Genomic DNA, 26,249 nt, shown 5'->3' on the forward strand with positions numbered 1-26,249 from the left:
ATCTATGAAATTTTTGAAAACATTAATTTTAGTATTTATAATAAACACAAGCACTGTTTTTGGAGAAATAAAAACAACAGACAAAATTGTAGCATTAGTAAATCATCATATTATATTAGATAGTGATGTTCGAAACAGTATGTATATGATTCGAGAGCACATTTCTAATATTGATAAAAATGAAGCGCAATATGTTGTATATTATCAGCAAATACTAAACCAATTAATTACAGATAAACTCATTTTTCAGGTTGCTACTCAACAAGAAATCAAAAATAACTATACTCAACTTAATCAGTCAATTTATCGCATTGCAAATCTATATGATATGACATTAGACCAGTTTCGTACATACCTGTATAATATTGGTTTAAATTATGAAAAATATTGTACACAACAATATCAAGATATGCTTAAAATCAGTATATGTGATCGTATCATTTATAATCGTGCTAATATACTTACTAATGAAATAAATCAAATTGTTAATAAATCAAAAATAATTGATGTTAATAAACAATTTAAGCTAAAACATATCACATTTTCATTACCGATACAACCAACTCAAAACCAAATAAACACAATAGAATGTTTTGCAAAATTTTTAATTAAAAAAAAAGAACTTAATAAGAATTATAATATTAAAAAATTAATACGTCTTTATTCTACTAAAGATATTATTCAAATAATTAAAATACAAGAAACAGAATGGGTTTCATGGAAGGATATACCAATTATTTTTGATCAACACTTACAAACAATAGAAAAGGGTGATCTTATTGGTCCTATTTTATCTCATGATGGAATACATATTGCAGAAGTACAAGATATACGTTATAAACAACTGATATTTCCTATTACTAAAATTAAAGCAAAAATATTTGGTGTAAAAGATTCATGTAAAAATGTAGACATAATAAAACAACTATTACAAATTAAAGAACTTGTTGAAAAAAACAATACTACATTTGACATAATTACTAAAGAAAAATTAAAAAATATATGTTTTGATAATTATGAAGAAAATATAATATATAAGGATTTGGATGATTTTGAACCATCCATACGAAAAACTTTAATTACTCTAAAAAATAATGAAATTAGTATGCCAATGCATATTTATGATGGATGGTATTTAATTCAATTAATAGATTTCTCCATATTAGATTACATTACAATAATACATGAACGTGCTTATTTATATTTATTAAGTAAAAAATTTAATGAAATTATGAGATCTTGGATTCAAGAATTACGATCTATATCATATATTAAAATCCTTAATTAAATGATTAAAACAAATAAAAAATTTCAACGAGTTATTATTACTACAGGAGAACCATCTGGTATCGGTCCTGATATAATAATCATGAGCGCACAAAAAAAATGGCCTGTAGAATTAGTTGTATGCGCAGATCCTAATTTATTATTAGATAGAGCAAATCAAATAAATTTGCCTTTAAAACTACGTTCTTATCATGCTAAAAAAACAGCGTTTCCTTGTATACCCGGAGAATTATCTATATTAGAAATGTCACTTCCAAAAAAATCCGTGCCTGGTCGATTAGATGTTGATAATAACGATTATGTTATTAATACTTTAAAAAGAGCATCACAAGGATGTTTAAATAAAGAATTTTCAGCATTAATTACTGGACCTGTACATAAAGCTATCCTGAATAAAGGAAATATAGCATTTTGTGGACATACTGAATTTTTATCTCACATAAACAAATGCAAGAAAACTGTCATGATGTTAAGTAATAATAACCTACGTATTGCATTAGCCACTACGCATATACCTATATCATCTGTTCCAAAAGTAATTACTCAAAAATCTCTTTGTGATACTATTTCTATTCTCGCTAAAGGGTTAAACCAATACTTCGGTATTCTATGTCCTAAGATTTATGTATGTGGTTTAAATCCTCATGCTGGAGAATCTGGGTATATAGGACAAGAAGAAATTGAAACTATTATACCTGCTCTAAATATTTTAAAAAAAAATACCGATTATGAAATAATAGGACCTTTATCAGCTGACACAATATTTCAATCAAAATATATACAACATGCAGACGTAATATTAGCTATGTATCATGATCAAGGATTACCTATATTGAAGTATTCTGGATTTGGTCAATCAGTAAATACTACTTTTGGATTACCTTTCATTAGAACTTCTGTAGATCACGGAACTGCTCTTGAATTATCTGGCACAGGATTAGCGCTACCTAATAGTATGATTATGGCTATCACAATTGCAATTAGTATGGCAAATAAAGTTCATGAAAAAAATATACTATTATAAAAATCATTTTATACAAAAAAAATGGGGCCAAATCTTCCTTATCGATCAAAATATTATTAATGCTATTGTTAAATCTATTAATCCTAAAAAATATCAAAAATTAGTAGAAATTGGACCTGGATTAGGTGCATTAACCAAACAAATTTTAAATACTATAGATAATATTGATTTCTTAATATTAATAGAACGCGATTCTAATTTAGTTAATCGATTAATTCAGATATTTAATAAAAAAATTAAAATTTTTAATCAGGATGCAATGACAACAAATTTTTTTGATTTATCCAACCAAGTCGGACAAAAACTACGATTAATAGGAAATTTACCTTATAATATAGCTACAAAATTAATCATATATCTATTCAGGTATGTTAATGTAATCGATGACATGCATTTTATGTTTCAAAAAGAAGTAGGCAGACGAATTTGCGCTGGTCCTAATAACAAGGAATACGGGAGACTAAGCATAGTAACACAGTATCACTACAAAATTATCCCATTATTTAAAATACCTGCAACTTCCTTTATTCCTATTCCAAAAGTAGAATCTTTAATGATACGCTTCATTCCACACACGAATAATCCTTATCCTATAGTCGACATAAAAAAATTATCTTTACTTACAAAACTAGCATTTAGACACAAACGTAAAACTCTGCGTAACAGCTTATCTACATTTTTTAATCAAACAGAAATAATACAACAAGGAATTAATCCAACATTACGAGCAGAAAATATTACCATTAATCAATATTGTGCACTGGCAGCTATACTAAATGACAAAAAATTTAATTTAAAATAATATTTTTAAATATATATATGGATAAAATACAATCATTTATGATTGTATTTTATCCAATCAAATGGTACTATATTGCCTATGTTGATTATATTTTAGTTATTTAGATCTTTTGTTAAAAGATCTAAATAACTGAATGGTTTATGTGAAAATAGTGATTTTAAAATTGATATCTTCTTGAATAAAAAATATATTTATTATTTTTATAAATAAATTTATCTTGTAAACTAATCTTTTACTTAAAGAAAAGATTAGTTTATTCGTATAAAATATAAAACTTATGATATATATATTACCGATTCTTTAATAAGAAAATTTATAATCAAAAATGTCTACTTATTTTATTGGAGACGTACATGGATGTTATAAAAACTTAAAAACTATGTTGGATCTTATACACTTTGATCCTAATATTGATACTTTAAATTTAACTGGGGATGTAATAGCAAGGGGACCTAGTTCATTAGAGGTATTACGTTTAATTCACAATTTTCATTCAAGCGCTCGTCTAGTATTAGGTAATCATGAGTTGCATTTGTTAAAAACATATTTTGGAATGGATCAAAAAAATAATAAAGATTACTTCAATGCAATATTAAATGCTCCAGATTTAGAAGAATTAATATATTGGCTACGACATCAACCTATACTATACATAGATGAAAATAAAAAAATAATAATGACACATGCAGGAATTAGTCCGAATTGGGATATTCGAACTGCTAAAAAATATGCCCAAGAAATAGAAGCAATTCTAGTTAGCGATTATCCTTATTTTATTTTCAAAAATATATATAAAGATGTATCTGATTTACATAAGATTCAGATAAACAAAAAAAAATTGGAACAAATACAAGAACATATTAATGTATTTACCCGAATGCGTTATGTTTATTTAAACGGAAAATTAGATTTTAAATATAAAGGAGCACCCAACAATGCTCCAAAAAATATTTATCCATGGTTTTCTTTGGAAAAATTAATCGATCCTACATATAACATAATTTTCGGACATTGGGCAACATTAAAAAGAATACAAGTTCCTGCTGGTGTCTATGGTTTAGATTCCGGATGTTGTTGGGGTGGTACACTTACTTTATTGCGATGGGAAAATAAAGAAAAAATCTGTATACCTTGTACTCCACCTGCTTAACATTTACAAATAAGAATTAAAATATCTTGGTAATTTTTTATAAATATTTCGTATAAACTAAAATAAATTAATAATTATATTCAATTCATCGATATTTTTAAGAAAAATATAGCTTATTAATCTAAATATAATTATTAGTTCTGTCGAAATAGAACACTTTTACAATTAACTTACAATGGTTTTATTACAGACGTTCTAGAATTTTAAAATTTAAATAATAAAAAAATCCATCATTTATTTTATAAAAACTATTAAAAACAGATTTCCACTCTTTTATATCATAATCAGGAAACCAAGAATCACCATCGATATCAATAATATTATTAACATATGTTAAGTACAAACGTCGCGCATAAGGTAAAAAAATGTTGTATATTGTGCTTCCTCCAATTACCATAACTTCGCATGTATCTTTTATCAAAGATAAAGCACAATCTGGATTGTCTACCATAAAAACATCATTATAGTTATTGTATATTGCATTACGACTTAAAACAATATTCAACCTATTTATCAGTGGTTTTTTACCTATTGACTCAAATGTTTTACGTCCCATAATAACTGGTTTATGAAAAGTGTGATACTTAAACCACTTAATATCTATAGGAAAATACCAAGGAATAACATTATTTTTCCCAATTACATGATTGGTGGTTAATGCAACAATTAAGCTAATAATCATATATAAGAGATTTTAATGTATATTAAATTAAACAAAATATTTTTAAAAAATACCTAATCATACCAACAGCAATTCCGTTAAGAATATACACGTACATATCATTATAATTACATCTATCTAGATATTATTAATTATAATTAATGTTCTATTTTAGAATGCATATCTTGAATTGATATAATGTGTTCTGTAGTATCAACAGTTAATGATATTGCTGCAGCAAAACTTCCATTTATTGTAGTACCATAATGAATATTATGTTGCAGTGCGATACGACATAGAAATGTAGCATTATTACCGCTGATTCTATCTGTTGAAGTAGTATCAACAACATAACTATATTCACCATTCTTAATTTTTTTATGAATATATGTATTAGCTATATGTACTGGCCTAATCATTTGAGAAACAATGCCAACACTTTTTAACATTTTTGCCGTTTCATATGAAACATCTAACATAAAACCATTTTGAATAAATTTAGTAACTAAATCTATCGCTTTACTTTTATCTCTTTTAGATAACGATAATAATATATCACCATGTTTCTTAATATAAGATTGACTACTTACCGTTGCTTTAGCAAATGCTTCTTCAAAAGTACGTCCGATGCCCATCACTTCTCCTGTAGATCTCATTTCTGGTCCTAATTTTGGATTTATATCAATAAATTTGTTAAACGGCAACACTACCTCTTTCACCGAGAAATAAGGAGGAGTCACCTCTTTTATAATACCTTGATCAAATAAAGATTGTCCCATCATTACTCGAGTTCCAATTTTTGCTAACGCTATACCAGTAGCTTTAGATACAAAAGGAACTGTACGTGATGCTCTTGGATTAATCTCAATTATATAAATTTCATTTTTTTGTATTGCAAATTGTATATTAACTAAACCTTTTACATTAAATTTAAATGCCAATTTTTTTACTTGACACCGTATCTTATCTTGGACATTTTTACTTAATGTATAAGCTGGTAAAGAACATGCTGAATCTCCAGAATGTACTCCTGCGTATTCAATATGTTCCATAATTCCTCCAATAAATACCTGCTGTCCATCACAAATTGCATCTACATCTACCTCAATTGCATTTTCTAAAAAATGATCTAATAAAACTGGAGCATTATTAGATACTTTAACAGCATTTTTAAAATAGCATAATAATTCTTTTTTATTATATACTATTTCCATAGCTCTACCTCCTAATACATAAGAAGGCCTAACTACCATAGGATACCCTATAATTTCAGCGTTTTTTAAAGCTGATTCTAATGATGTAACAGTAACATTATTAGGTTGTTGTAATCCTAAACACTTTATTGAACGTTGAAATCGTTCTCTATTTTCTGCTTGGTCAATTGCATCTGGACTAGTACCTATAATAGATATTCCAGCTGCTTCCATTGCTTTAGCTAATTTTAATGGAGTTTGTCCTCCATATTGAACGATTACACCCATTGGTTTAGTAATACGTATGATTTCTAAAATATCTTCTAAAGTAATTGGCTCAAAATAAAGCATATCTGATATATCATAATCAGTAGAAACAGTCTCAGGATTACAATTTACCATGATTACGTTATATCCGCTCTCACGTAATGTTAATGCTGCATGCACACAGCAATAATCAAATTCAATACCTTGTCCAATACGATTAGGCCCTCCTCCTAATATCATGATGGTTTTATTACTTTGATTGAATTGGAACTCACACTCACCATCATAAGTAGAATACATATAAGAAGTATCAGTAGAAAATTCTGCTGCACAAGCATCTACATGCTTATACGCAGGATGTATATCATACATAAATCTTAATGCCCGAATCTTATTTTCTGATACACCTGTTAATTTACCTAATCTTGCGTCAGAAAATCCTTTCTTTTTAAGAAAATATAATCGATTTCTATTAAGGTATGATATACCTGCAGATATTACATCATTTTCTAATTGTATTAATTCTTCAATTTGAGCTAAAAACCAACGATCAATATTAGTTAAATGAAAAATTTGTTCTAAAGATATTCCGTATCTAAAAGCATCAGCAATGTACCATATTCTGTTACTACTAGCATTTTTTAATTCATGTTTAATAGTATTAAATACTTCAGGATTATCTAAATTAATTTTGGAATCTAATCCTGTTACTCCTATTTCTAGTCCACGTATTGCTTTTTGTAAAGATTCTTGTTGACTACAGCCAATTGCCATCACTTCGCCTACTGATTTCATTTGAGTTGTCAATCTATTATTGTGTCGTCCTGGAAATTTTTCAAAATCAAAACGAGGAATTTTAGTTACTACATAATCAATAGATGGCTCAAAAGATGCAGGAATTCTACCATTTGTAATATCATTTGACAATTCATCTAGGGTATATCCTACTGCTAGTTTAGTAGCTATTTTAGCTATAGGAAACCCAGTTGCTTTTGAAGCCAATGCTGATGACCGTGATACTCTCGGATTCATTTCAACGACAACAAGTCTTCCATTATTTGGATTTACTGCAAATTGTACGTTAGCGCCACCAGTTTCTACTCCAATTTCACGTAATACCATTATTGAAGCGTTCCTCATAACCTGATATTCCTTATCAGTTAAAGTTTGAGCTGGAGCCACAGTAATAGAATCACCAGTATGGATACCCATAGGATCAACGTTTTCTATAGAACATACAATTATACAATTGTCTTTAATATCACGAATTACTTCCATTTCATATTCTTTCCAACCAATTAAAGATTCATCAATTAAAAGTTCATGATTAGGAGATAAATTTAATCCATATCTGCAAATCTTTTTAAATTCTTCTTCAGTATAAGCAACACCACCCCCACTGCCTCCTAAAGTAAAAGAAGGACGAATAATACAAGGTAGTCCGATTTTTTCTAAAGTTATCATAGCTTCATTTATGTCGTGTGCGGTTTCAGATTGGGCTATATCTAAACCAATTTTTTTCATAGATTCTCGAAATTTTCGGCGATCTTCTGCTTTATAAATCGAATCTATCGTTGCTCCAATAGTTATAATATTAAATTTTCTTAAAATTCCGTGACGTTCTAAATCTAAAGTACAATTTAAAGCAGTTTGTCCGCCCATGGTGGGAAGTAGTGCATCTGGACGTTCTTTTTCAATAATTTTAGATATTACTTCCCATTGAATTGCTTCAATATAAGTTGCGTCAGCCATATCAGGATCTGTCATAATTGTAGCAGGATTAGAGTTTACTAAAACAAGACGATATCCCTCTTCACGTAATGCTTTGCAAGCCTGAGCTCCGGAATAATCAAATTCACAAGCTTGCCCGATAATAATTGGACCGGCTCCCAATAACAAGATGCTTTGTATATCGGTTCTTTTTGGCATGTTTGTATTCTCCAAACATATTATTGATTACGATAATTTTTAATTAATTTGATAAAATGACTGAATAAAGATGATGTAGCATCGTGAGGACCAGGGCTAGCTTCTGGATGACCTTGAAAACTAAAAGCAGGTTTATTAATATGGTGAATACCTTGTAATGTTCCGTCAAATAATGAAATATGTGTTATTTTTAAAGTATCAGGCAAAGTTTTTTTATCTACTACAAAATTATGGTTTTGAGTAGTGATTATAACCTTATTTGTTTTTATATCTTTGACCGGATGATTAGATCCATGATGACCAAATTTCATTTTTATTATTTTTGCTCCATTGGCTAGTGCTAGTAATTGATGACCTAAACAAATTCCAAATAACGGTATTTTAGTAGTATTTAAAAAAATTTGAATAGAATTAATTGCATATCCGTATGCATTTGGATCTCCGGGACCATTAGCTAAAAAAATTCCATCTGGTTTCATATCAATTATTTCACGCGCTGTAGTATGTGCTGGGACCACAGTTAATAAGCAACCATAATCTACTAATATACGCATAATGTTTCTTTTAATACCAAAATCATATACTACAACACGATAAGGTAAACTTAACGGAGTAACGAATACTCCAGATTTGATATTCCAAGTACCTTGATTCCAGATATATTGTTGAGAAGTACTTACTTTATGAGCAAGATTAAGCCCGTGTAATCCAGGAAATTCACGAGCTTTACGCAATGCTAATGTAGGATTAGGAACATCACGAGCAATAATGCAACCATGTTGTATTCCTTTTTCTCGTATTAGTCGAGTTAATTTACGGGTATCTACCCCAGCAATACCAACAATATTTTGTTGTATTAAATAATCTGAAAGAGTTAACGTATGGCGAAAATTACTAACAGTAATTGCTAAATTATGAATAATTAGCCCTCTTACCTGAATACAAGAAGATTCATTATCAAGTTCATTGGTTCCAACATTCCCAATATGAGGATAAGTTAAAATTACTATTTGATATGCATAAGAAGGATCAGTAATTATTTCTTGATATCCAGTCATTGATGTGTTGAATACTACTTCTCCTACTGTTTCACCTTCAGCTCCTATTGCATATCCATAAAATCTATTGCCATCTTCTAACACTAATAATGCCGGTTTCATCAAAATACCTCTATATTCGTCGAGTAAATTAATTATTAAATATATAATTTATATTTAATTTATTAAAGGAAATTGATGAGTCAAATATTAAATTATAATTAATATTATAGTATAATAAAATAAAACATGTGTAAATAAGATTTACACATGTTTTATTTTATTATACTATAATATTAATTATTTTCATCTAAATGATCATAATAACGCATTTATTCCCAAAGTGTCTCCTATATCAAATAATCCTATTTTATCACGTCCTAACCAAATAGCAGAATATAATGCCCCTCTAGCAAAGACTGTACGATCTAACGCTTTATGCGTTATTTCTAAACGTTCTTCTGCTCCTATAAATAAAACAGTATGTTCTCCAATAATATTCCCAGCACGTATCGAATGAATTGAAACATCACGATCAGAAGGTACTGATGAAGATGTTGTATCATCAACATTGCAATCCATAACTTTATTAGATCGGATAGATCTCAATGCATTTATAATAGTATTTTGCATCATTAAAGCGGTTCCAGACGGAATATCACGTTTTTTATTATGATGCGCTTCAATAAGACTAATGTCTGAATTATCGCCCATAATACGCGTGATTTTGTGTAATAATCTTAATATTAATGCTATACCTATACTAAAATTAGAAGAAAAAACAATTCCTATTTTTTGAGATGCATTCATAATAAAATGCTCATGAGCTTGATTAAATCCAGTTGTGCCAATAACTATATTTTTATTATTATTAACACAAAATTTTAAATATTCCATAGATATACTAGGAGCAGTAAAATCTACCAAAACATCAAAGTCATCTTTGACTAATTCAAGATTATCAGTAATTGTTATACCTAAAGTATCAGTTTTCATTAGCTTTCCAACATCCATGCCACAAATGCTAGAATTTGAATGTGTTATAGCAGCTCCTAAAATAATTTTTCGACTAAATTTTTTCTCTCCCTCAATAATAATACATTGTATTATTTTTTTGCCCATACGTCCGGTTATTCCCGTAACGGCAATACGAAGAAGTGCATTATTCATAATTTTATATACCCTATAATAGTATTGATTATATACAGAAGAATGTACGACCATGATTTATTTTCATATAAAAAATATAAATATAATAATATGTAAATTTTTAATAAATTTTAGTAATTAATTATGTTTTTTTAATAAAATACAATAAATAACATACACTATTATTATATAATTTTTATGTGGTCTGATTTTGTTTAAAACCTATAGTGTCATTATTACACTAAATCAATAGATATATTTTTATATAAATATACTAAATTTTAGGTATATTAAAAAAAATACTCTCTTCTTGTCCAATCATTTCTTCAACAACAAGATGATCTTTACTTAATATACGTAACTTATTCAAGACCTGATGTACTAAAATTTCCGGGACTGATGCTCCGGCAGTAATGCCAACATTATTCATCCCATGTAACCAATTTCTTTGAATATCATTAGCATGATTAATTAAATATGCAATTTTTCCAATACGATGTGCTAATTCAATTAATCTCATAGAGTTAGATGACATCCTGGATCCTACAACAAATATTATCTCTACTATTAAAGCTAAATTTTTAAGAGCATTTTGTCTGTTAAATGTAGCATAACAAATATCATTTTTTCTAGGACTTAGGATATTAGGAAATCTTTTATGTAAAATCGTAACAATTTCTGCAGTATCATCTATTGATAAAGTTGTTTGTGTTACAAGAAATAAATTATTTGGATGATTCACCTGAAGTAACAAAGCATCTGATCGAGATTGAACTAAGTATATTCTTCTTCCAGAATTTTTAGAAATATATTGCCCCATCGTTCCTTCTACTTCTGGATGGCCAGCGTGACCTATCAAAATAACTTCCATATCATTACGATTAGCGCGTGAAACCTCCATATGTACTTTAGTAACCAATGGACAAGTAGCGTCAATTATTACTAAGTTTTTAATTTTAGCTTCTTCCCGTATCTTTTTTGATACTCCATGAGCAGAAAAAATTAGAACTGATCCATTAGGCACTTCATTTATTTGTTCAATAAAAACAATCCCTTTCTTAGATAATTGATTCACTACATAACTATTATGTACTAACTCATGTTTCACATAAATTGGGATGCCATACGCTTTAATAGCTTGCTCCACAATACTAATTGCTCGATTTACTCCTGCACAGAATCCCCGAGGATTAGCTAATACAACTTTAATATCTATCTCCTTATTTGTAGATATACAGATATCAATAACATGATATCATAATATAGTTTTATAACCATATGCGAATATCTTCAATTAAAATTTCTTAAAAATCATAATAGTGTTTTATTATTAAAATAATAGTTCCCATACAAATTGCCATATCTGCAATATTAAAAGTTGGCCAATGCCAACTTTTAATATACACATCAATAAAATCAACTACTGTTCCATATAACACTCGATCTAATAGATTTCCTAAAGCTCCTCCAATAATCATAGAACAAGATATACTATAACACTTAGAATACTCCATCATTCTACATAAAGCTATAACAAATGCTATAATAATTAATATTGTCATCCATATAAACACCCAATGATAATATAAATTAACATTAGAACATATCCCAAAAGCTAATCCTGAATTATGAATATAATAAAAATTAATACCAGGTAGTATCGATGATACCTCTCCAATCAAAAAATGAGTTTTTATCCAATATTTAGTTTCTATATCTAATAACATTAGTAGTATAGATAACCATAACCATTTAAAATTTTTATAATTATACTTTTTCTGCTGCATTAAAAGAACCTACGATTTTCTCCTGGACCAACTATATTAGAAACACAACGTGCGCAAATATTTGAATAATTTTTATATTGATCAATGTCTAATCTATAATGCCAACAACGTAAACATTTCTTTCCTTTAGCTTTTTCTAAAAAAATCCGCAATCCTGGTATTCCTTCTTTTTTGTGTCTAGTTGTATTAAATTTATCGTAATAATCTAAAACTATAGCAGAGGATGTTATTAATCCAAAAGACAATTCATTATCTAATATACGCAATTTACTTGCTAATTCTGGAGTAGCATATAAAACTACACTAGCATCTAAGGATCCTCCAATAATTCCGTTAATACGTGCTTGTTCAACTATTTTATTTACTTCATTTCGAACATTTAAAAAAGTACTCCAATGGTTATTGCTCATGACTTGTTTCGAATTTATGCTGAATAACCCATCATACCATTCTTCAGTAAACACATATTCTGAACGATGTCCTGGAATATACTTCCAAATTTCATCAGCAGTAAAAGATAAAATTGGAGCTATCCAACGTACCATAGATTCAATAATATGATATAATGCAGTTTGACAACTACGACGTGCTGTACTGTTTTTTTTTGTAGTATACTGTCGATCTTTAATAACATCTAAATAAAATGAACCCATCTCTACTGAACAAAACTGCATAATCCGCCGTATTACATTATTAAAATTATATTTTTTATAATCTGATATTACTCCTAATTGTACAGACAAGGCACAATTTATTGCCCAACAATCTATTGCAATCATATTTTCTGGATGAACACAATCTTGTTCTGGGTTAAAATCACTAATATTAGCCAAACAAAATCGAGCGGTATTACGAATACGTCTATATACATCAGTTGTCTGTTTTAAAATAGCACTGGAAATCGTCATATCCTTAGAGTAATCAGAAGAAGCTATCCATAACCGCAAAATATCTGCTCCAAAATTCTTTATTATTTCCTGTGGACTAATAACATTGCCAAGAGATTTAGACATTTTACGTCCTTGAGCATCTACAGTGAATCCATGACTTAATACTTCTCTATAAGGCGCTTTTCCTTTAATTACAGTTGATATAATTAAAGACGACATAAACCAACCCCGATATTGATCTGAACCTTCTAAATATAAATCTGGTAAATGTTTATGATATTTTAATCTTTCTGGTATTACTGAATCACAAGTAGAACCAGAGTCAAACCAAACATCGAGTGTATCTAATACTTTTTCATATTGATCTGCTTCTTTTTCTATAAGATCTTCAGTTTTTAGATCCCACCATGCTTGTATTCCACATTGTTCTACACGTTGTGCAACTATTTCCATTAATTCAAATGTACGTGGATGTAAAATACCTGTATATTTATGAATAAATAAAGGTATTGGTACGCCCCAAACACGCTGCCTTGAAAGACACCAATCAGGTCTATTAATAATCATTGTTTCGATACTAGATTTACTTTTTTCTGGAATCCATCGTACTTCACGTATTGCTTTCAATAATTTATCTCTTAAGTTATATTTATCTATACTCAAAAACCACTGTGAAGTAGTTTTAAATATAACAGGAATTTCATGACGCCAACAATATGGATAACTGTGTTTATAATTGTAATTTACATGTAATAAAACACCCAATTGATTCAGTAAATTTATTATTATATTATTTGATTGAAAAATGTGTACTCCATCTAACATAGGATGTGTATTAGATATATAATATCCTTTATCGTTTATTATATTATTAATGTTTTTTAAATTATATTTTTGAGCTATAATATAGTCATCAACACCATGGTTTGGAGCTATATGTACCGCTCCTGTTCCAGTATCCAATGCTACATGACAACTTAATACAATAGGGACATCAAAAGGCATAAATGGATGCTGAAATTTTAACGATTCTAAAGAATTACCTAAAGTTTCTCCTAAAACCTTCCAAGATAAGCATTGGATACGTTTCATTACAAGATTTACCAAATTGGCTGCAATAATGATATGTCTATTATTATTTATCAAAATTAATTGATAACTATAATCAGGATGCACAGAAATAGCTTGATTAGCAGGTAATGTCCAAGGAGTAGTAGTCCAAATAACTAATTCAATAGTACGTTGATATAAATCAATATTAAATATTTCAGAAACGCGAATACTGTCTACTGCAGAAAAAGCAACATCAATAGCAGAAGATAAATGATCATTATATTCTACTTCTGATTCAGCTAATACAGAATGACATTGAAAACACCAATGTATTGGTTTAATACCTTTATAAAAATAACCACAAGATATTACCTTACTTAAAGTACGAATAATGTTTGCTTCAGTCTTAAAATTCATCGTTAAATAAGGTTTAGCCCAATCTCCTAAAACGCCTAACCTCATAAAATCTTTTTTTTGTATTTCTATTTGATCTAAAACGTAATTACGACAAATATTACGAAATTCATTTGGACTAATGTTAATTCCCGGTTGTCCTATTAATCGTTCTACTTGCAGTTCAATAGGCAATCCATGGCAGTCCCAACCTGGGATATAGGGAGCATTATACCCCATGAAACCTTTATATTTAAGAATAATATCTTTCAGCACTTTGTTGACTGCATGTCCTAAGTGAATACTACCGTTTACATAAGGTGGACCATCATGTAATAAAAACAGTTTTTTTTTATTTTTTTTAAGACGAATAGCTTCATATAAATTATTTTTATACCAACGTTCTAATATTGCAGGTTCACACATAGATAAATTAGCACGCATCGGAAATAATGTATGTGGTAAATTTAAAGTATTTCTATAGTTCATCATTTATAAATTATTCCATTTTTATAAATTTTGTTGATATTATTTTTGTTGAAATAACTACGTACATTTATTATATCGTTTTTAATTTGATGTTGTAATGTTTTCATAGAAGTGAAATATTGTTCATCACGTATTTTAGCTAAAAAAACTACTTTAATGTGATAAGTATATAAATTTGTAGATATATTTAACAAATGCACTTCTAGTTGTTGTTGGTTTTTACCCGTGATTGTAGGACGTATTCCTATATTAGCTATACCTGGTAATGGCAGATTATAAATACCATATACTTCTACTGCATATACCCCACGTATAGGTAATCTTTTACCCTGTAATGATATATTAGCTGTAGGAAACCCAAGTTTCCGTCCTAAGCTATCTCCATGTACTACTCTACCAGAAATACAATAAGAATGTCCTAGTAGTAATTCAGCATCCAAAATTCTATTTTCCGTTAGAGCCTCACGTATCGCAGTACTACTTATTCTTTTTCCATTCGAATCAAGATAAGCAGCAGTACGTATTACTTTAAAACCTTCATGTTTACTTATTTTTTTCAATAAAAAAAAATCTCCTTTCCTACATGCTCCAAACCTAAAATCATCTCCAATATAAACAAACTGCACTCCTAGTTTATAGATTAATATATTTTTAACAAAATTATATGCTTCTATTGAAGCAAATTTTTTATTAAAAGTAATACATAGAATAACATCTACACCTGCAGTGTATAAATAATTAATTTTATCTCGTAACCTAGTTAATCGTATTGCTATTATATTAGATAAATATTCTCTAGGTTGCGGTTCAAAAATCATAACCATAACAGGTAATTTTAAATTATTCCTTTCTTCTTGTAATTTTGAAATTAATGCTTGATGTCCACGATGAAATCCATCAAAATTGCCAATAGTAAGTATACAGCCTTTATGACGAGATTTTATATTGTGTAATCCTCTAATAAATTCCATGTCAAAATTTAAATAAATTATTAGAAAATATTTATATTATTCTATAATTTAATTAATTAAAAATAATAAAAATAATTTAATTTTAAGATAGAATCAAGAAGTAAAAAGTATAATATAATCGTAAAATGATTATATTTAAATTATAAATAACAATTGTAATATAAAATATAACAATATAATATAGCACATATTATATTGTTATATTTTAACGCCTGGGAGTGATATTTTGGCTAATACTAAATCAGCTAAAAAAAATATTATAAAATCAAAAAATCAACGTAAGCATAATATAAGTCGTAGGTCTATGTTACGCACTTTTATTAAAAAAGTGCGTATAGCAATTGAAACTAAAGATAAAAATGCCGCAATGGCATCATTTGTTTCTATGCAAAAAATAGTAGATCATCAGGCTTGTAAGGGTTTAATTCATAAAAATAAAGCTGCTAGACATAAATCTAGAGCATATGCGCGTATTGAGTCAATGACTCAGTCTTCATTAGAATAAAATAAAAAATTAAAAGAAGTTATTTCTCAAAAAATAACGATAACTCCACTTTTATTGAATCAACGAGTAAGATCATCGAAAAACTTTTTTACGCCATCAAAAAAACTTTTAGATTTAGGACTATTTCTGTTGCCATTAGGTCCTTCAAAACTATCTGACAAATCTTGTAGCAGTTGTTTTTGGGTATTGCTTAATCTAACTGGAGTTTCTACCACCACTCTACATAATAAATCACCATTACTACCACTACTACGTACTGATTTCACACCCTTTCCTCTCATCCGAAACAATTTTCCAGTTTGCGTTTCAGGAGGAATTTTTAATTTAACTCTACCATCTAAAGTAGGTACTTCAATTTCACCTCCTAAAGCTGCCATAGCAAAATTAATTGGCACTTCACAATAAAGATTTTTTTCTTCTCTATCAAAAATTGGATGTTTTCTAACTTGTACTTGAACATATAAATCCCCTGAAGGTGCACCATTCATTCCAGATTCACCCTCACCTGACAATCGTATGCGATCTCCTGTATTTACGCCCGCAGGAATCTTAACAGAAAGAGTTTTAGGTCGTTCTACACGTCCATTTCCATGACATCTATTACAAACTTCTTTAATAATTTTACCGTGTCCATGACATGCAGGACACGATTGTTGCACAGAAAAAAAACCTTGACGTATTTGAATTTGTCCTTGACCATGACACGTCATGCAGGTCACTATTGCTGTATTAGACCTTGCTCCACTTCCATGACATTTATCACAAGTTGATAAAGTTGGGATGCAAATTTCTTTAATAACCCCACGTACTGCATCTTCTAAATTTAATTCTATATTATACCGTAAATCTGAACCTCTACCTGAACGACTGCGCCTATTTCCTCCAAATATATCTCCAAACACATCACCAAAAATATCACTAAAATCTGATGCCCTTCCTGAATTACCTGCTGACCCCATATTTCCTTGTTCAAACGCTGTATGACCATATTGATCATAAGCGGCGCGTTTTTCTACATTACTTAAAATTTCGTACGCTTCTTTAATTTCTTTGAACTTTGTTTCAGCTGCAGTATTTCCTGGATTACGGTCTGGATGAAATTTCATTGCCAGGCGTTTATAGGACTTTTTGATTTCACGCTCATCCGCATTTTTGGAAACGCCTAAAATCTCATAGTAGTCTGATTTAGCCATGGTTTTATTTATGTCCCTCAATATACCTATTCATTAGGTATGTAACATATTTGTTTTCCCAATATTTTTTGAGTTATAACTTTAATATTATTTTCTCCTATTCTAAATTTAATTTTTCAAAAAATTACTTTTTATTTTTTATTTCTTCAAATTCTGCGTCCACCACTTCTCCAGTTGGATCAGCAGTACTATTAGAAGTTTGAGATTTAGATTGTTCTTGATGTTTTTGACTTGCTTCTAACAATTTTCCAGAAACTTTTATTACAGATTGAATTTTAGATTCAATTTCACTTTTATCTTCATTTTTTATTACTGATTCCAACTCTCTTAATGCGCTTTCTATAGAAGATTTATCATCTAATGAAATACTGTCACTTACTTCTTTTAATTGTTTTTTTGTACTATGTAATAAATGATCAGCCTGATTACGAATTTGTACTAATTCTTCAAATTTACGATCTGATTCAGCATTAACTTCTGCTTCTTTAACCATTTTCTTAATTTCTTCTTCATTTAAACCAGAAGAAGCTTTAATAGTTATCTTCTGTTCACGTCCACTATTTTTATCCTTAGCAGATACATGCAAAATACCATCAGCATCAATATCAAAAGTTACTTCAATCTGGGGTGTGCCACGCATTGCTGGCGCTATTCCATCTAAGTTAAATTGTCCTAACGATTTATTATCACTTGCTCTTTTTCTTTCACCTTGTAATACATGAATAGTAACAGCAGATTGATTGTCTTCAGCTGTAGAAAAAATTTGACTATGTTTAGTAGGGATAGTAGTATTTTTGGAGATCAATGAGGTCATGACTCCACCCATAGTTTCAATCCCTAAAGATAATGGAGTTACATCCAACAACAACACATCTTTCACATCTCCTGACAATACTCCCCCTTGTACCGCTGCTCCGATAGCCACTGCTTCATCAGGATTAACGTCTCTACGCGGTTCTTTTTGAAAAAATTCGGAAACCTTTTTTTGTACAAGAGGCATTCTAGTCTGACCACCTACCAAAATAACATCATTTATTTTAGTAACAGATAAATTAGCATCTTTTAATGCCACTTTGAGTGGCTCCATAGTACGATTTACTAAATCTTCTACAAGAGATTCTAATTTAGCACGCGTTACTCTAAAATTCATATGCTTCGGACCAGTATTATCTGCTGTAATATATGGTAAATTTACATCAGTTTGATGCGAAGTAGATAATTCTATCTTTGCTTTTTCTGCTGCTTCTTTTAATCGCTGCATTGCTAAAGGATCATTATATAAATTAATGCGCTGATCTTTTTTAAATTCATCTACTAAATGATTTATTAAAAGACTGTCAAAATCTTCACCACCTAAATGAGTATCCCCATTAGTAGACAACACTTCAAAAGTTTTTTCTCCATCAACATCATCAATTTCAATAATCGAAATATCAAAAGTTCCTCCACCTAAATCATATACAGCAATAGTACGATTGCCCCTAGTTTCTTTATCTAAACCATAAGCTAATGCTGCAGCAGTTGGTTCATTTATGATACGTTTAACCTCTAAACCAGCAATACGCCCAGCATCTTTAGTAGCTTGTCGTTGAGCATCATTAAAATAAGCTGGGACCGTAATAACCGCTTCTGATATTTGCTCTCCAAGATAATCCTCTGCTGTTTTTTTCATTTTTTTCAAAATTTCAGCGGAAACTTGAGGAGGAGCCATTTTTTGACCTTTAATATCTAACCAAGCGTCTCCGTTATTGGCAGAAATTATTTTATACGGCATAATATTAACATCACGCTGAACTTCTTTATCTTGAAATCTACGACCAATCAGTCGTTTAATAGCAAACAAAGTATTTTTAGGATTAGTAACAGACTGACGTTTGGCCGGCTGACCAACTAAAATCTCATTATCTTGTGTATAAGCAATAATAGAAGGAGTTGTACGATCACCTTCGCTATTTTCTAATACACGAGGCTTATTTCCTTCAATAATTGCAACACAAGAATTGGTCGTGCCCAAGTCTATACCAATAATTTTTCCCATCTAAACGCCTCCACTGAAAATCAATTCAACCACACTATGCACCTGATATGCGGTCAAAACTGTACTTTTCAACCTTAAAATAAGTTTGTTTTCAAAACTTTTCAAAAACATCATACAAATTCTAATTTAATTATTATTTTTCAAATATATTACTAACAAAATTATAAAAATACCTATCTTAATAATAGAGCATGACTATTATTATATAACATTTAGTCTTCATCATTATTTCTATAAAAATTTAGTCTTGTTGCACTAATTGCACCATAAACTGATTAAATATTTATTATTGTATACATCAATTGAATGTATACAATAATAAATATATTAAAAATTTTTAATAATGATACATATCGTTTATACACAAAATTTAAGATACTATTTTTAAAATTAAATTACGTAATGAAGAAAAACATTTAGATATTTCATATGATAAAATAGGTAATCTCATACGTTCTTTCAATGCACCCGGTAATATCACTTGTATCTTTTTTTGTAAAAAACATTCTACTAGCTCTTTAAATTTAACAGGATGAGCAGTACCAAGACATATGCCAAATTCATCAGAATCTAATTGATCAGATAATAATCGATACGCTACAGCAGTATGAGGTTCAGAGAGATATCCTAAATCTGAAATTTCTTGAACTGTTTTTTCGGTAAGCATATCATTGACACAACCATATTTTAATTCTTTAATAGATCTATTTTCTCGACGAAATAATTCTTCTATTCTAGGCCAATTATTTGGACGACTTACATCCATTGCATTAGAAAAAGTTGAGACAGTAGGATGAGGCTCCCAATAACCATTTCGTAAAAATCTAGGAACAGTATCATTAATATTAGTAGCAGCAATAAACTTTTTCACTGGCAACCCACAAGATTGTGCTAATAACCCCGCGGTCAAATTTCCAAAGTTTCCACTGGGAACTGCAATAACTAATTTATTACGCATTTGATGTGGTAATTGCGATACTCCTTCAAAATAATAACAAACTTGCGCTAATAAACGACTAATATTAATAGAATTAGCAGAATTTAAATCTAAAATTTGTCGTAATGTACTATCTTCAAAAGCTTTTTTTACTAAAAATTGACATGAATCAAAATCTCCATCTACTGATATAGTAGAAATATTACCTCCTAAAGTGCAGAATAATCTTTCTTGCAATCCACTAATTTTCCCTTTAGGATATAGAATAATAACGTGTATGTTACTCAAATTAACAAAAGCATGAGCTACAGCTGCCCCTGTATCTCCAGACGTAGCTGCAAGAATAACCATAGGCTTATTGAACCGATGATTAACTTTATTTAACATTCGCGCCATCAATCGGCTTCCAAAATCTTTAAAAGCCAAAGTTGGTCCATGGAAAAGTTCTAAAATGGCAATATTTTTTTTTATAAATACTAACGGTACTGGAAAATTAAAAGCGTTCTGAACACAACTTAATATACTATTTTTTGATAACTCAGGGCCAATATATGTAGATAAAATATGTGCACTACGTTCTATGAAATTCATTTCTAACATAGAATTAATTTCAAGTACTGAGAACTTTGGAAGATCTACCGGAAAAAATAACCCTTGGTCTTTTCCTAGTCCTTGTATAAGAGCTTGACAAAATGTAACTTGTTCAGCATGTTGTTTAATGTTATATAATTTCATTAACTATTCTACCATAATACGTGCTCCGCGCTTATCGAGGGAACAGATTCGAACAAAACCTGAATCATTTTGCAAATAAAAACGTGATAACCAATTAGAAATATCTTCTATTACATCATAAGTATTACATAATACAAAAATTGTTGGACCAGATCCTGAAATACCACAAGATACAGCGCCTTTTTTAATAATATTATGACGTATATAAGATAACTTTACTGGAAATAATCGCGAGCGATAAGGTTCTGCGATAATATCTTTCATGCATTCAATTGCTAAAGATTCTTGTTGAGTATGGCAAGCATGAATGAATCCAGACAAATACTGACTGTGATTAATGCAATCTTCTCGATTATATTGATTCGGTAATATTGATCGAGACATCGCGGTAGATATTTTCACGCCTGGATATGCTAAAATCCATAACCAATTATTAAAACTAGGAATCATTTGGTTAACAATATTACAATTTCTTAAAATCAAACGCATACCTCCTAAAAAACAAGGTGATACATTATCAAAATGGATTGACCCTGAAATTTTTCCTTCCATTTCTCCCATCAACGAAAGCAATTGATCTTTATTAAGTGGAGATCCATAATGATAATTCATTGCTACTAATACAGCTACTATAGAACAAGCGCTAGAACCCAAACCGGAAGAAACAGGAATGTTTTTTTCTAACTTAATATTTACAGGATACATTTGTCCTAAAGTTTCACAAAATTTTTTCCAACATTGAAATACAATGTTTTCTTCCAATTGTGTTGGTAATTGATTATGAAAACATCCTGTATTTTTTAAACTAAATATATTAGAATCTTCAATGCTTACACAATCTCCCAGTAAACTACCATTTATTGGAGTAATTGCCATACCTAATGTATCAAATCCTACTCCAATATTACCAATAGATGCTGGAGCATAAATTCTGACCATATCTATATATCCTTACTATTTTTATGATAAAGTACGTAATAAATCTGCAAATACTCCTGCTGCTGTAACATCATTTCCTGCACCATAACCGCGTAATATCAATGGTAACGGCTGATAATATCGTGTAAAGAATGCAAGAGCGTTCTCTCCATCTTTTACTTTAAATAATGGATGATTATTATCTATAGATTCAACTTGCACACGACATTGTCCTTTTTGTATATTTCCAACATAACGCAATACATGTCCTGATTCATATGCTTTTTTAGCTTTACTCAAAATAATATCATCTAACAAATATAACTTTTCCAAAAAACTTTCCGTATTATGCTCACTCATGAAATTATGTGGTATTACTGGATCGATTTGAATATCCTCTAATTCTAATTCATATCCAACTTCTCGTGCCAAAATTAGTAATTTCCTAGCGACATCTATACCAGAAAGATCGTCTCTAGGATCTGGTTCAGTATAACCTTTATTCTTAGCTAACAAAGTTGCAGCAGATAATGATAATCCCTCATCTAATTTTCCAAAAATAAAAGATAAAGATCCGGATAGAATACCTGAAAAACTTATTAATTCATCTCCAGCATTCAACAATTTTTGCAAATTTTCTATAACTGGTAATCCAGCCCCTACATTAGTATCATACAAAAATTTTCTTCGTGATATTATCACAGCTTCTCTCAGCGTCCGATAACGTTTCATAGATCCTGTATTAGCTTTTTTATTTGGAGCAATTACGTGACAACCATTTAACAAAAAATTTACATAATGATCAGCAACATCAACACTACTAGTGCAATCAACAATAACTGGATTTAAAAAATGATTTTCTTTTATAACATCTATTAATTTCTTCAAATCACAAGATTCATGTGATTTTTTAAGTGATGATTTCCAATGATTTAAATCAATTCCATTTATATTGATATACATTACTCGTGAATTAGTAATTCCACATACTCGTAAATCAATGTGTTTATTTTTTAACCAATATTTCTGACGTCTAATTTGCTCGATTAGAGCAGTACCAACACCTCCAGATCCAATAATAAATACCTCTATTAGTTGATCAACACTAAATAACATTTGATGAGCTACTCTAATTCCAATAGCAGTAACATTATTTTTTACAACTACCGAAATAGAACGCTCTGAAGATCCCTGAGCAATAGCAATAATATTAATATTAGCACGAGCTAATGCACCAAATAATTTGTTAGATAAACCGAGTTGAGTGCGCATACCATCTCCAACAACCGAAATAATTGCAAGATCTTGTATCACATCTATTGGCTCTAAAAGACCATTTTTTAACTCTAAATTAAACTCGTCGTTCAATGAAGTACAAGCTTTTGATAATTCTTGATAAGGCACACAAAAACTTATGCTGTATTCAGAAGATGATTGAGTAATTAACACTACTGAGCATATGGCCTTAGACATTGCTGAAAATACACGAGCAGCCATACCAATCATACCTTTCATTCCTGGCCCAGAAATATTTAACATTACCATATCATTTAGATATGTAATTCCTTTAACTATATTAGTTGAATCATCATTAATTGGTCCAATTAATGTTCCAGGGGCATTAGGCTTAAAAACATTTTTTATTAAACAAGGTATGTGGAATTGAGCAATTGGAACAATAGTGCGTGGATGTAAAATTTTAGCTCCGAAATAAGAAAGCTCCATGGCTTCTTGATAAGATAATGAATGTAATAATTTTGCATTAGGTACTTGATGCGGATCACATGTATAAATACCATCTACATCTGTCCAAATTTCACAACGATTAGCTCTTAAGCAGGCCGCTAAAATTGCGGCTGAATAATCGGAACCATTTCTCCCTAAAGCAACTAATTCTCCTTGCTCATTACCTGCAGTAAATCCAGCCATCAATATAATATTTGAATGAGAAATAGATATATTTTGAATACGTCGTGCAGATTCTTCAATATTTACCATAGAAGCAAGATATCCTCCTCCTTGAGCTACAAGATTATCTACTGGATTAATAACAGTTATTTGGAGATTTCTTGCGATTAATAAACCTTCCATTAAGATAATAGATAATTTTTCTCCTAAGCAAATAATATTAGCGTTTACACTGTCTGGACAAAATTTTAATAATGAAATTCCATGGAGTAAATTTTTTAAATGAACGAATTCTTTTTCTAATATAGCTAGCAAAGCTATATGACTAAATCCTGGTTGAATCTGACCTATATCTTTTAATAAAGTATTAAAAATAATTTCTATATTATGAATATGTTCTAAAATTGAATCACCATTCAATGTGTGGTCGATGATGGATACTAGATGATTAGTAATCATTGCAGGTGCTGATAATACTGCTGCTATTTGTTCTTCTTGAGCATTTTTTTCAATAATATTGGCGACATGAATAAATTGATTTGCATTATAAAGCGAAGTTCCACCAAATTTCAATACTCGCATATTTTATCTCCTAAATATGATTTCTAATATCTTGAACCTTTATTAATAAAATAGATACGCAAAAGTCCCTTAATATTTATCCATATTATTTAGCGTATTTTTATGAATAATCATTATAATAAATAGTTAAAAATTAGAACAAGCACACATTATAATCAATTATATCATTATATCACTTAATATAAATACTATCTATAATAAAACTCCGTGATGAGATAACTGATTATTATTTAGGTATAGTAAAACTTCGCTAAAATTATAGTATTTATTTTAATTAAAAATTAAAATAAATACTATAATTTTATATATACAAGTCGTCTCACTATGAGAAATATACAACATGTATTTATCAAAGATGTTTTATATATAAAATAGAATGAAATTAAGCAATGTTTATATATTCATATACTTGAATATTTATTATATTAAATATGGAACAAAATAATATCTTCTAATAGAACAATAACAAAACAATATTGTTCATTAACATAAAATATATTGTTAATATAAGAAATAATTTTACGAGGTTTTCATATAAAAATATGAATATCAATAAAGTAAAAAATAGAATTAGTAAAAATTGAAGATTTATTAAACATTAATATACTTTTAAATAATTTTATATGTACTCCACACATGTGGAGTACATATAAAATTATACAATTAGCATTAATATGGTGTTAAAATAACTTATCATTTCTGCAACATTGACTTCAATTATGCGACAAACTTTTATCTATCTATATAGATAGCTTTAAATAAATGTATAGAGTGTTCATAAATATATTTTTAAAACTCAAAATATAAAATAATATTTATTATTATAATAATATAATTAATTACTTTTCATTTTTGATAGAATATTTTTAAACAACTTAAATATTAAATTTAATACAACTAATTTGTCGCCACAAATCACGCTTAGCTTTAACATTACATTTTAATATTGGTAATGATGGAGTATTTAAACATATGCCATGAAAATTTTTTGATACTTCAGTACCAATCCACCAACAGTGACAAGAAAATCCTGATGGAATAATCAATTGGTTAATTTGACTACTAGTTAATGCGTATACTTTTTTTGGATTCAACTGCATAGCGCGTATAACATCCTTAACAAATGGGTCATTTAATGATATTGGAAAATCTGATGATATTAACAACAAACGAAGACATATCCATAATTTAATCTGATTATTATCATTTAAAACTACAGGATATCGCAATTTCCACAGTACAATTCCTAATTTCTGTAGAACAGAATTATTTTGTTTATCTTCGTTATTAATCCACATACTTTCTCACATTTAATGTATATAGTATTATATATAACTAATATAAATAATTA

General features: G+C 29.2%; 18 protein-coding genes and 1 pseudogene. 5 read left to right on the plus strand and 14 right to left on the minus strand.

Annotated elements, in window-relative coordinates; genetic code table 11:
• Positions 1–4 precede the first annotated feature (4 nt).
• From QMA81_01390 to QMA81_01405, 4 genes are all read left to right on the plus strand, one after another.
• Positions 5–1,288 (plus strand): SurA N-terminal domain-containing protein, encoded by a 1,284-nt coding sequence (locus tag QMA81_01390; GenBank protein ID WHL24966.1) that lies wholly within the window; start codon positions 5–7, stop codon positions 1,286–1,288.
• Positions 1,289–2,311, plus strand: a complete 1,023-nt coding sequence (gene pdxA / locus QMA81_01395) for a 4-hydroxythreonine-4-phosphate dehydrogenase PdxA (protein ID WHL24967.1) — start codon at positions 1,289–1,291, stop codon at positions 2,309–2,311.
• On the plus strand, positions 2,289–3,113 hold the full coding sequence (gene rsmA / locus QMA81_01400) for a 16S rRNA (adenine(1518)-N(6)/adenine(1519)-N(6))-dimethyltransferase RsmA (GenBank protein ID WHL24968.1): 825 nt from the start codon (positions 2,289–2,291) through the stop codon (positions 3,111–3,113). Before pdxA ends, rsmA begins: the two co-directional genes overlap by 23 nt.
• Positions 3,114–3,438: 325 nt before the next feature.
• Positions 3,439–4,263, plus strand: coding sequence for a symmetrical bis(5'-nucleosyl)-tetraphosphatase (locus QMA81_01405; protein WHL24969.1), 825 nt, complete (start codon positions 3,439–3,441; stop codon positions 4,261–4,263).
• A 184-nt stretch (positions 4,264–4,447) separates the two neighbouring features.
• On the opposite strand, the gene QMA81_01410 is transcribed toward QMA81_01405, so the two are convergent.
• From QMA81_01410 to ribF, 8 genes and pseudogenes are all read right to left on the minus strand, one after another.
• Positions 4,448–4,945, minus strand: a complete 498-nt coding sequence (locus tag QMA81_01410) for a dihydrofolate reductase (protein WHL24970.1) — start codon at positions 4,943–4,945, stop codon at positions 4,448–4,450.
• A gap of 137 nt (positions 4,946–5,082) precedes the next feature.
• The gene (gene carB / locus QMA81_01415; GenBank protein WHL24971.1) at positions 5,083–8,313 is read right to left on the minus strand and encodes a carbamoyl-phosphate synthase large subunit; all 3,231 of its coding nucleotides are present in this window, start codon (positions 8,311–8,313) and stop codon (positions 5,083–5,085) included.
• Between the two features lie 20 nt (positions 8,314–8,333).
• Positions 8,334–9,476: a glutamine-hydrolyzing carbamoyl-phosphate synthase small subunit gene (gene carA, locus QMA81_01420; protein WHL24972.1), complete on the minus strand. Its 1,143-nt coding sequence runs from the start codon at positions 9,474–9,476 to the stop codon at positions 8,334–8,336.
• Positions 9,477–9,668: 192 nt separating this feature from the next.
• Positions 9,669–10,520: a 4-hydroxy-tetrahydrodipicolinate reductase gene (dapB, locus tag QMA81_01425; GenBank protein WHL24973.1), complete on the minus strand. Its 852-nt coding sequence runs from the start codon at positions 10,518–10,520 to the stop codon at positions 9,669–9,671.
• Between the two features lie 253 nt (positions 10,521–10,773).
• A pseudogene (gene ispH, locus QMA81_01430) lies at positions 10,774–11,709 on the minus strand (4-hydroxy-3-methylbut-2-enyl diphosphate reductase).
• Positions 11,710–11,803: 94 nt separating this feature from the next.
• A complete protein-coding gene (gene lspA / locus QMA81_01435; protein WHL24974.1) occupies positions 11,804–12,286 on the minus strand; it encodes a signal peptidase II in 483 nt (160 codons plus the stop codon).
• The gene (gene ileS, locus QMA81_01440) at positions 12,286–15,114 is read right to left on the minus strand and encodes an isoleucine--tRNA ligase (protein ID WHL24975.1); all 2,829 of its coding nucleotides are present in this window, start codon (positions 15,112–15,114) and stop codon (positions 12,286–12,288) included. Before ileS ends, lspA begins: the two co-directional genes overlap by 1 nt.
• Positions 15,111–16,082 (minus strand): bifunctional riboflavin kinase/FAD synthetase, encoded by a 972-nt coding sequence (gene ribF / locus QMA81_01445; protein ID WHL24976.1) that lies wholly within the window; start codon positions 16,080–16,082, stop codon positions 15,111–15,113. Before ribF ends, ileS begins: the two co-directional genes overlap by 4 nt.
• 226 nt (positions 16,083–16,308) lie before the next feature.
• On the opposite strand from ribF, the gene rpsT reads away from it, so the two are divergent.
• Positions 16,309–16,587: a 30S ribosomal protein S20 gene (rpsT, locus tag QMA81_01450; protein ID WHL24977.1), complete on the plus strand. Its 279-nt coding sequence runs from the start codon at positions 16,309–16,311 to the stop codon at positions 16,585–16,587.
• Positions 16,588–16,646: 59 nt separating this feature from the next.
• Here rpsT and dnaJ read toward each other — a convergent pair whose 3' ends face one another.
• The 6 genes from dnaJ to QMA81_01480 all read right to left on the minus strand — a co-directional run bounded on the left by dnaJ (position 16,647) and on the right by QMA81_01480 (position 26,196).
• Complete coding sequence (dnaJ, locus tag QMA81_01455; GenBank protein ID WHL24978.1) at positions 16,647–17,780, minus strand: molecular chaperone DnaJ; 1,134 nt, start codon at positions 17,778–17,780, stop codon at positions 16,647–16,649.
• Between the two features lie 124 nt (positions 17,781–17,904).
• Positions 17,905–19,818 (minus strand): molecular chaperone DnaK, encoded by a 1,914-nt coding sequence (gene dnaK, locus QMA81_01460; GenBank protein ID WHL24979.1) that lies wholly within the window; start codon positions 19,816–19,818, stop codon positions 17,905–17,907.
• Between the two features lie 370 nt (positions 19,819–20,188).
• Complete coding sequence (thrC, locus tag QMA81_01465; GenBank protein ID WHL24980.1) at positions 20,189–21,490, minus strand: threonine synthase; 1,302 nt, start codon at positions 21,488–21,490, stop codon at positions 20,189–20,191.
• 3 nt (positions 21,491–21,493) lie between these two features.
• Positions 21,494–22,429, minus strand: coding sequence for a homoserine kinase (gene thrB, locus QMA81_01470; GenBank protein WHL24981.1), 936 nt, complete (start codon positions 22,427–22,429; stop codon positions 21,494–21,496).
• A 21-nt stretch (positions 22,430–22,450) separates the two neighbouring features.
• Positions 22,451–24,898: a bifunctional aspartate kinase/homoserine dehydrogenase I gene (thrA, locus tag QMA81_01475; GenBank protein ID WHL24982.1), complete on the minus strand. Its 2,448-nt coding sequence runs from the start codon at positions 24,896–24,898 to the stop codon at positions 22,451–22,453.
• Between the two features lie 875 nt (positions 24,899–25,773).
• On the minus strand, positions 25,774–26,196 hold the full coding sequence (locus QMA81_01480; GenBank protein WHL24983.1) for a DNA polymerase III subunit psi: 423 nt from the start codon (positions 26,194–26,196) through the stop codon (positions 25,774–25,776).
• Positions 26,197–26,249 lie beyond the last annotated feature (53 nt).

It is taken from the genome of Candidatus Blochmannia vicinus (genome assembly GCA_030020825.1).
GTDB lineage: Bacteria > Pseudomonadota > Gammaproteobacteria > Enterobacterales > Enterobacteriaceae > Blochmanniella > Blochmanniella vicinus_A.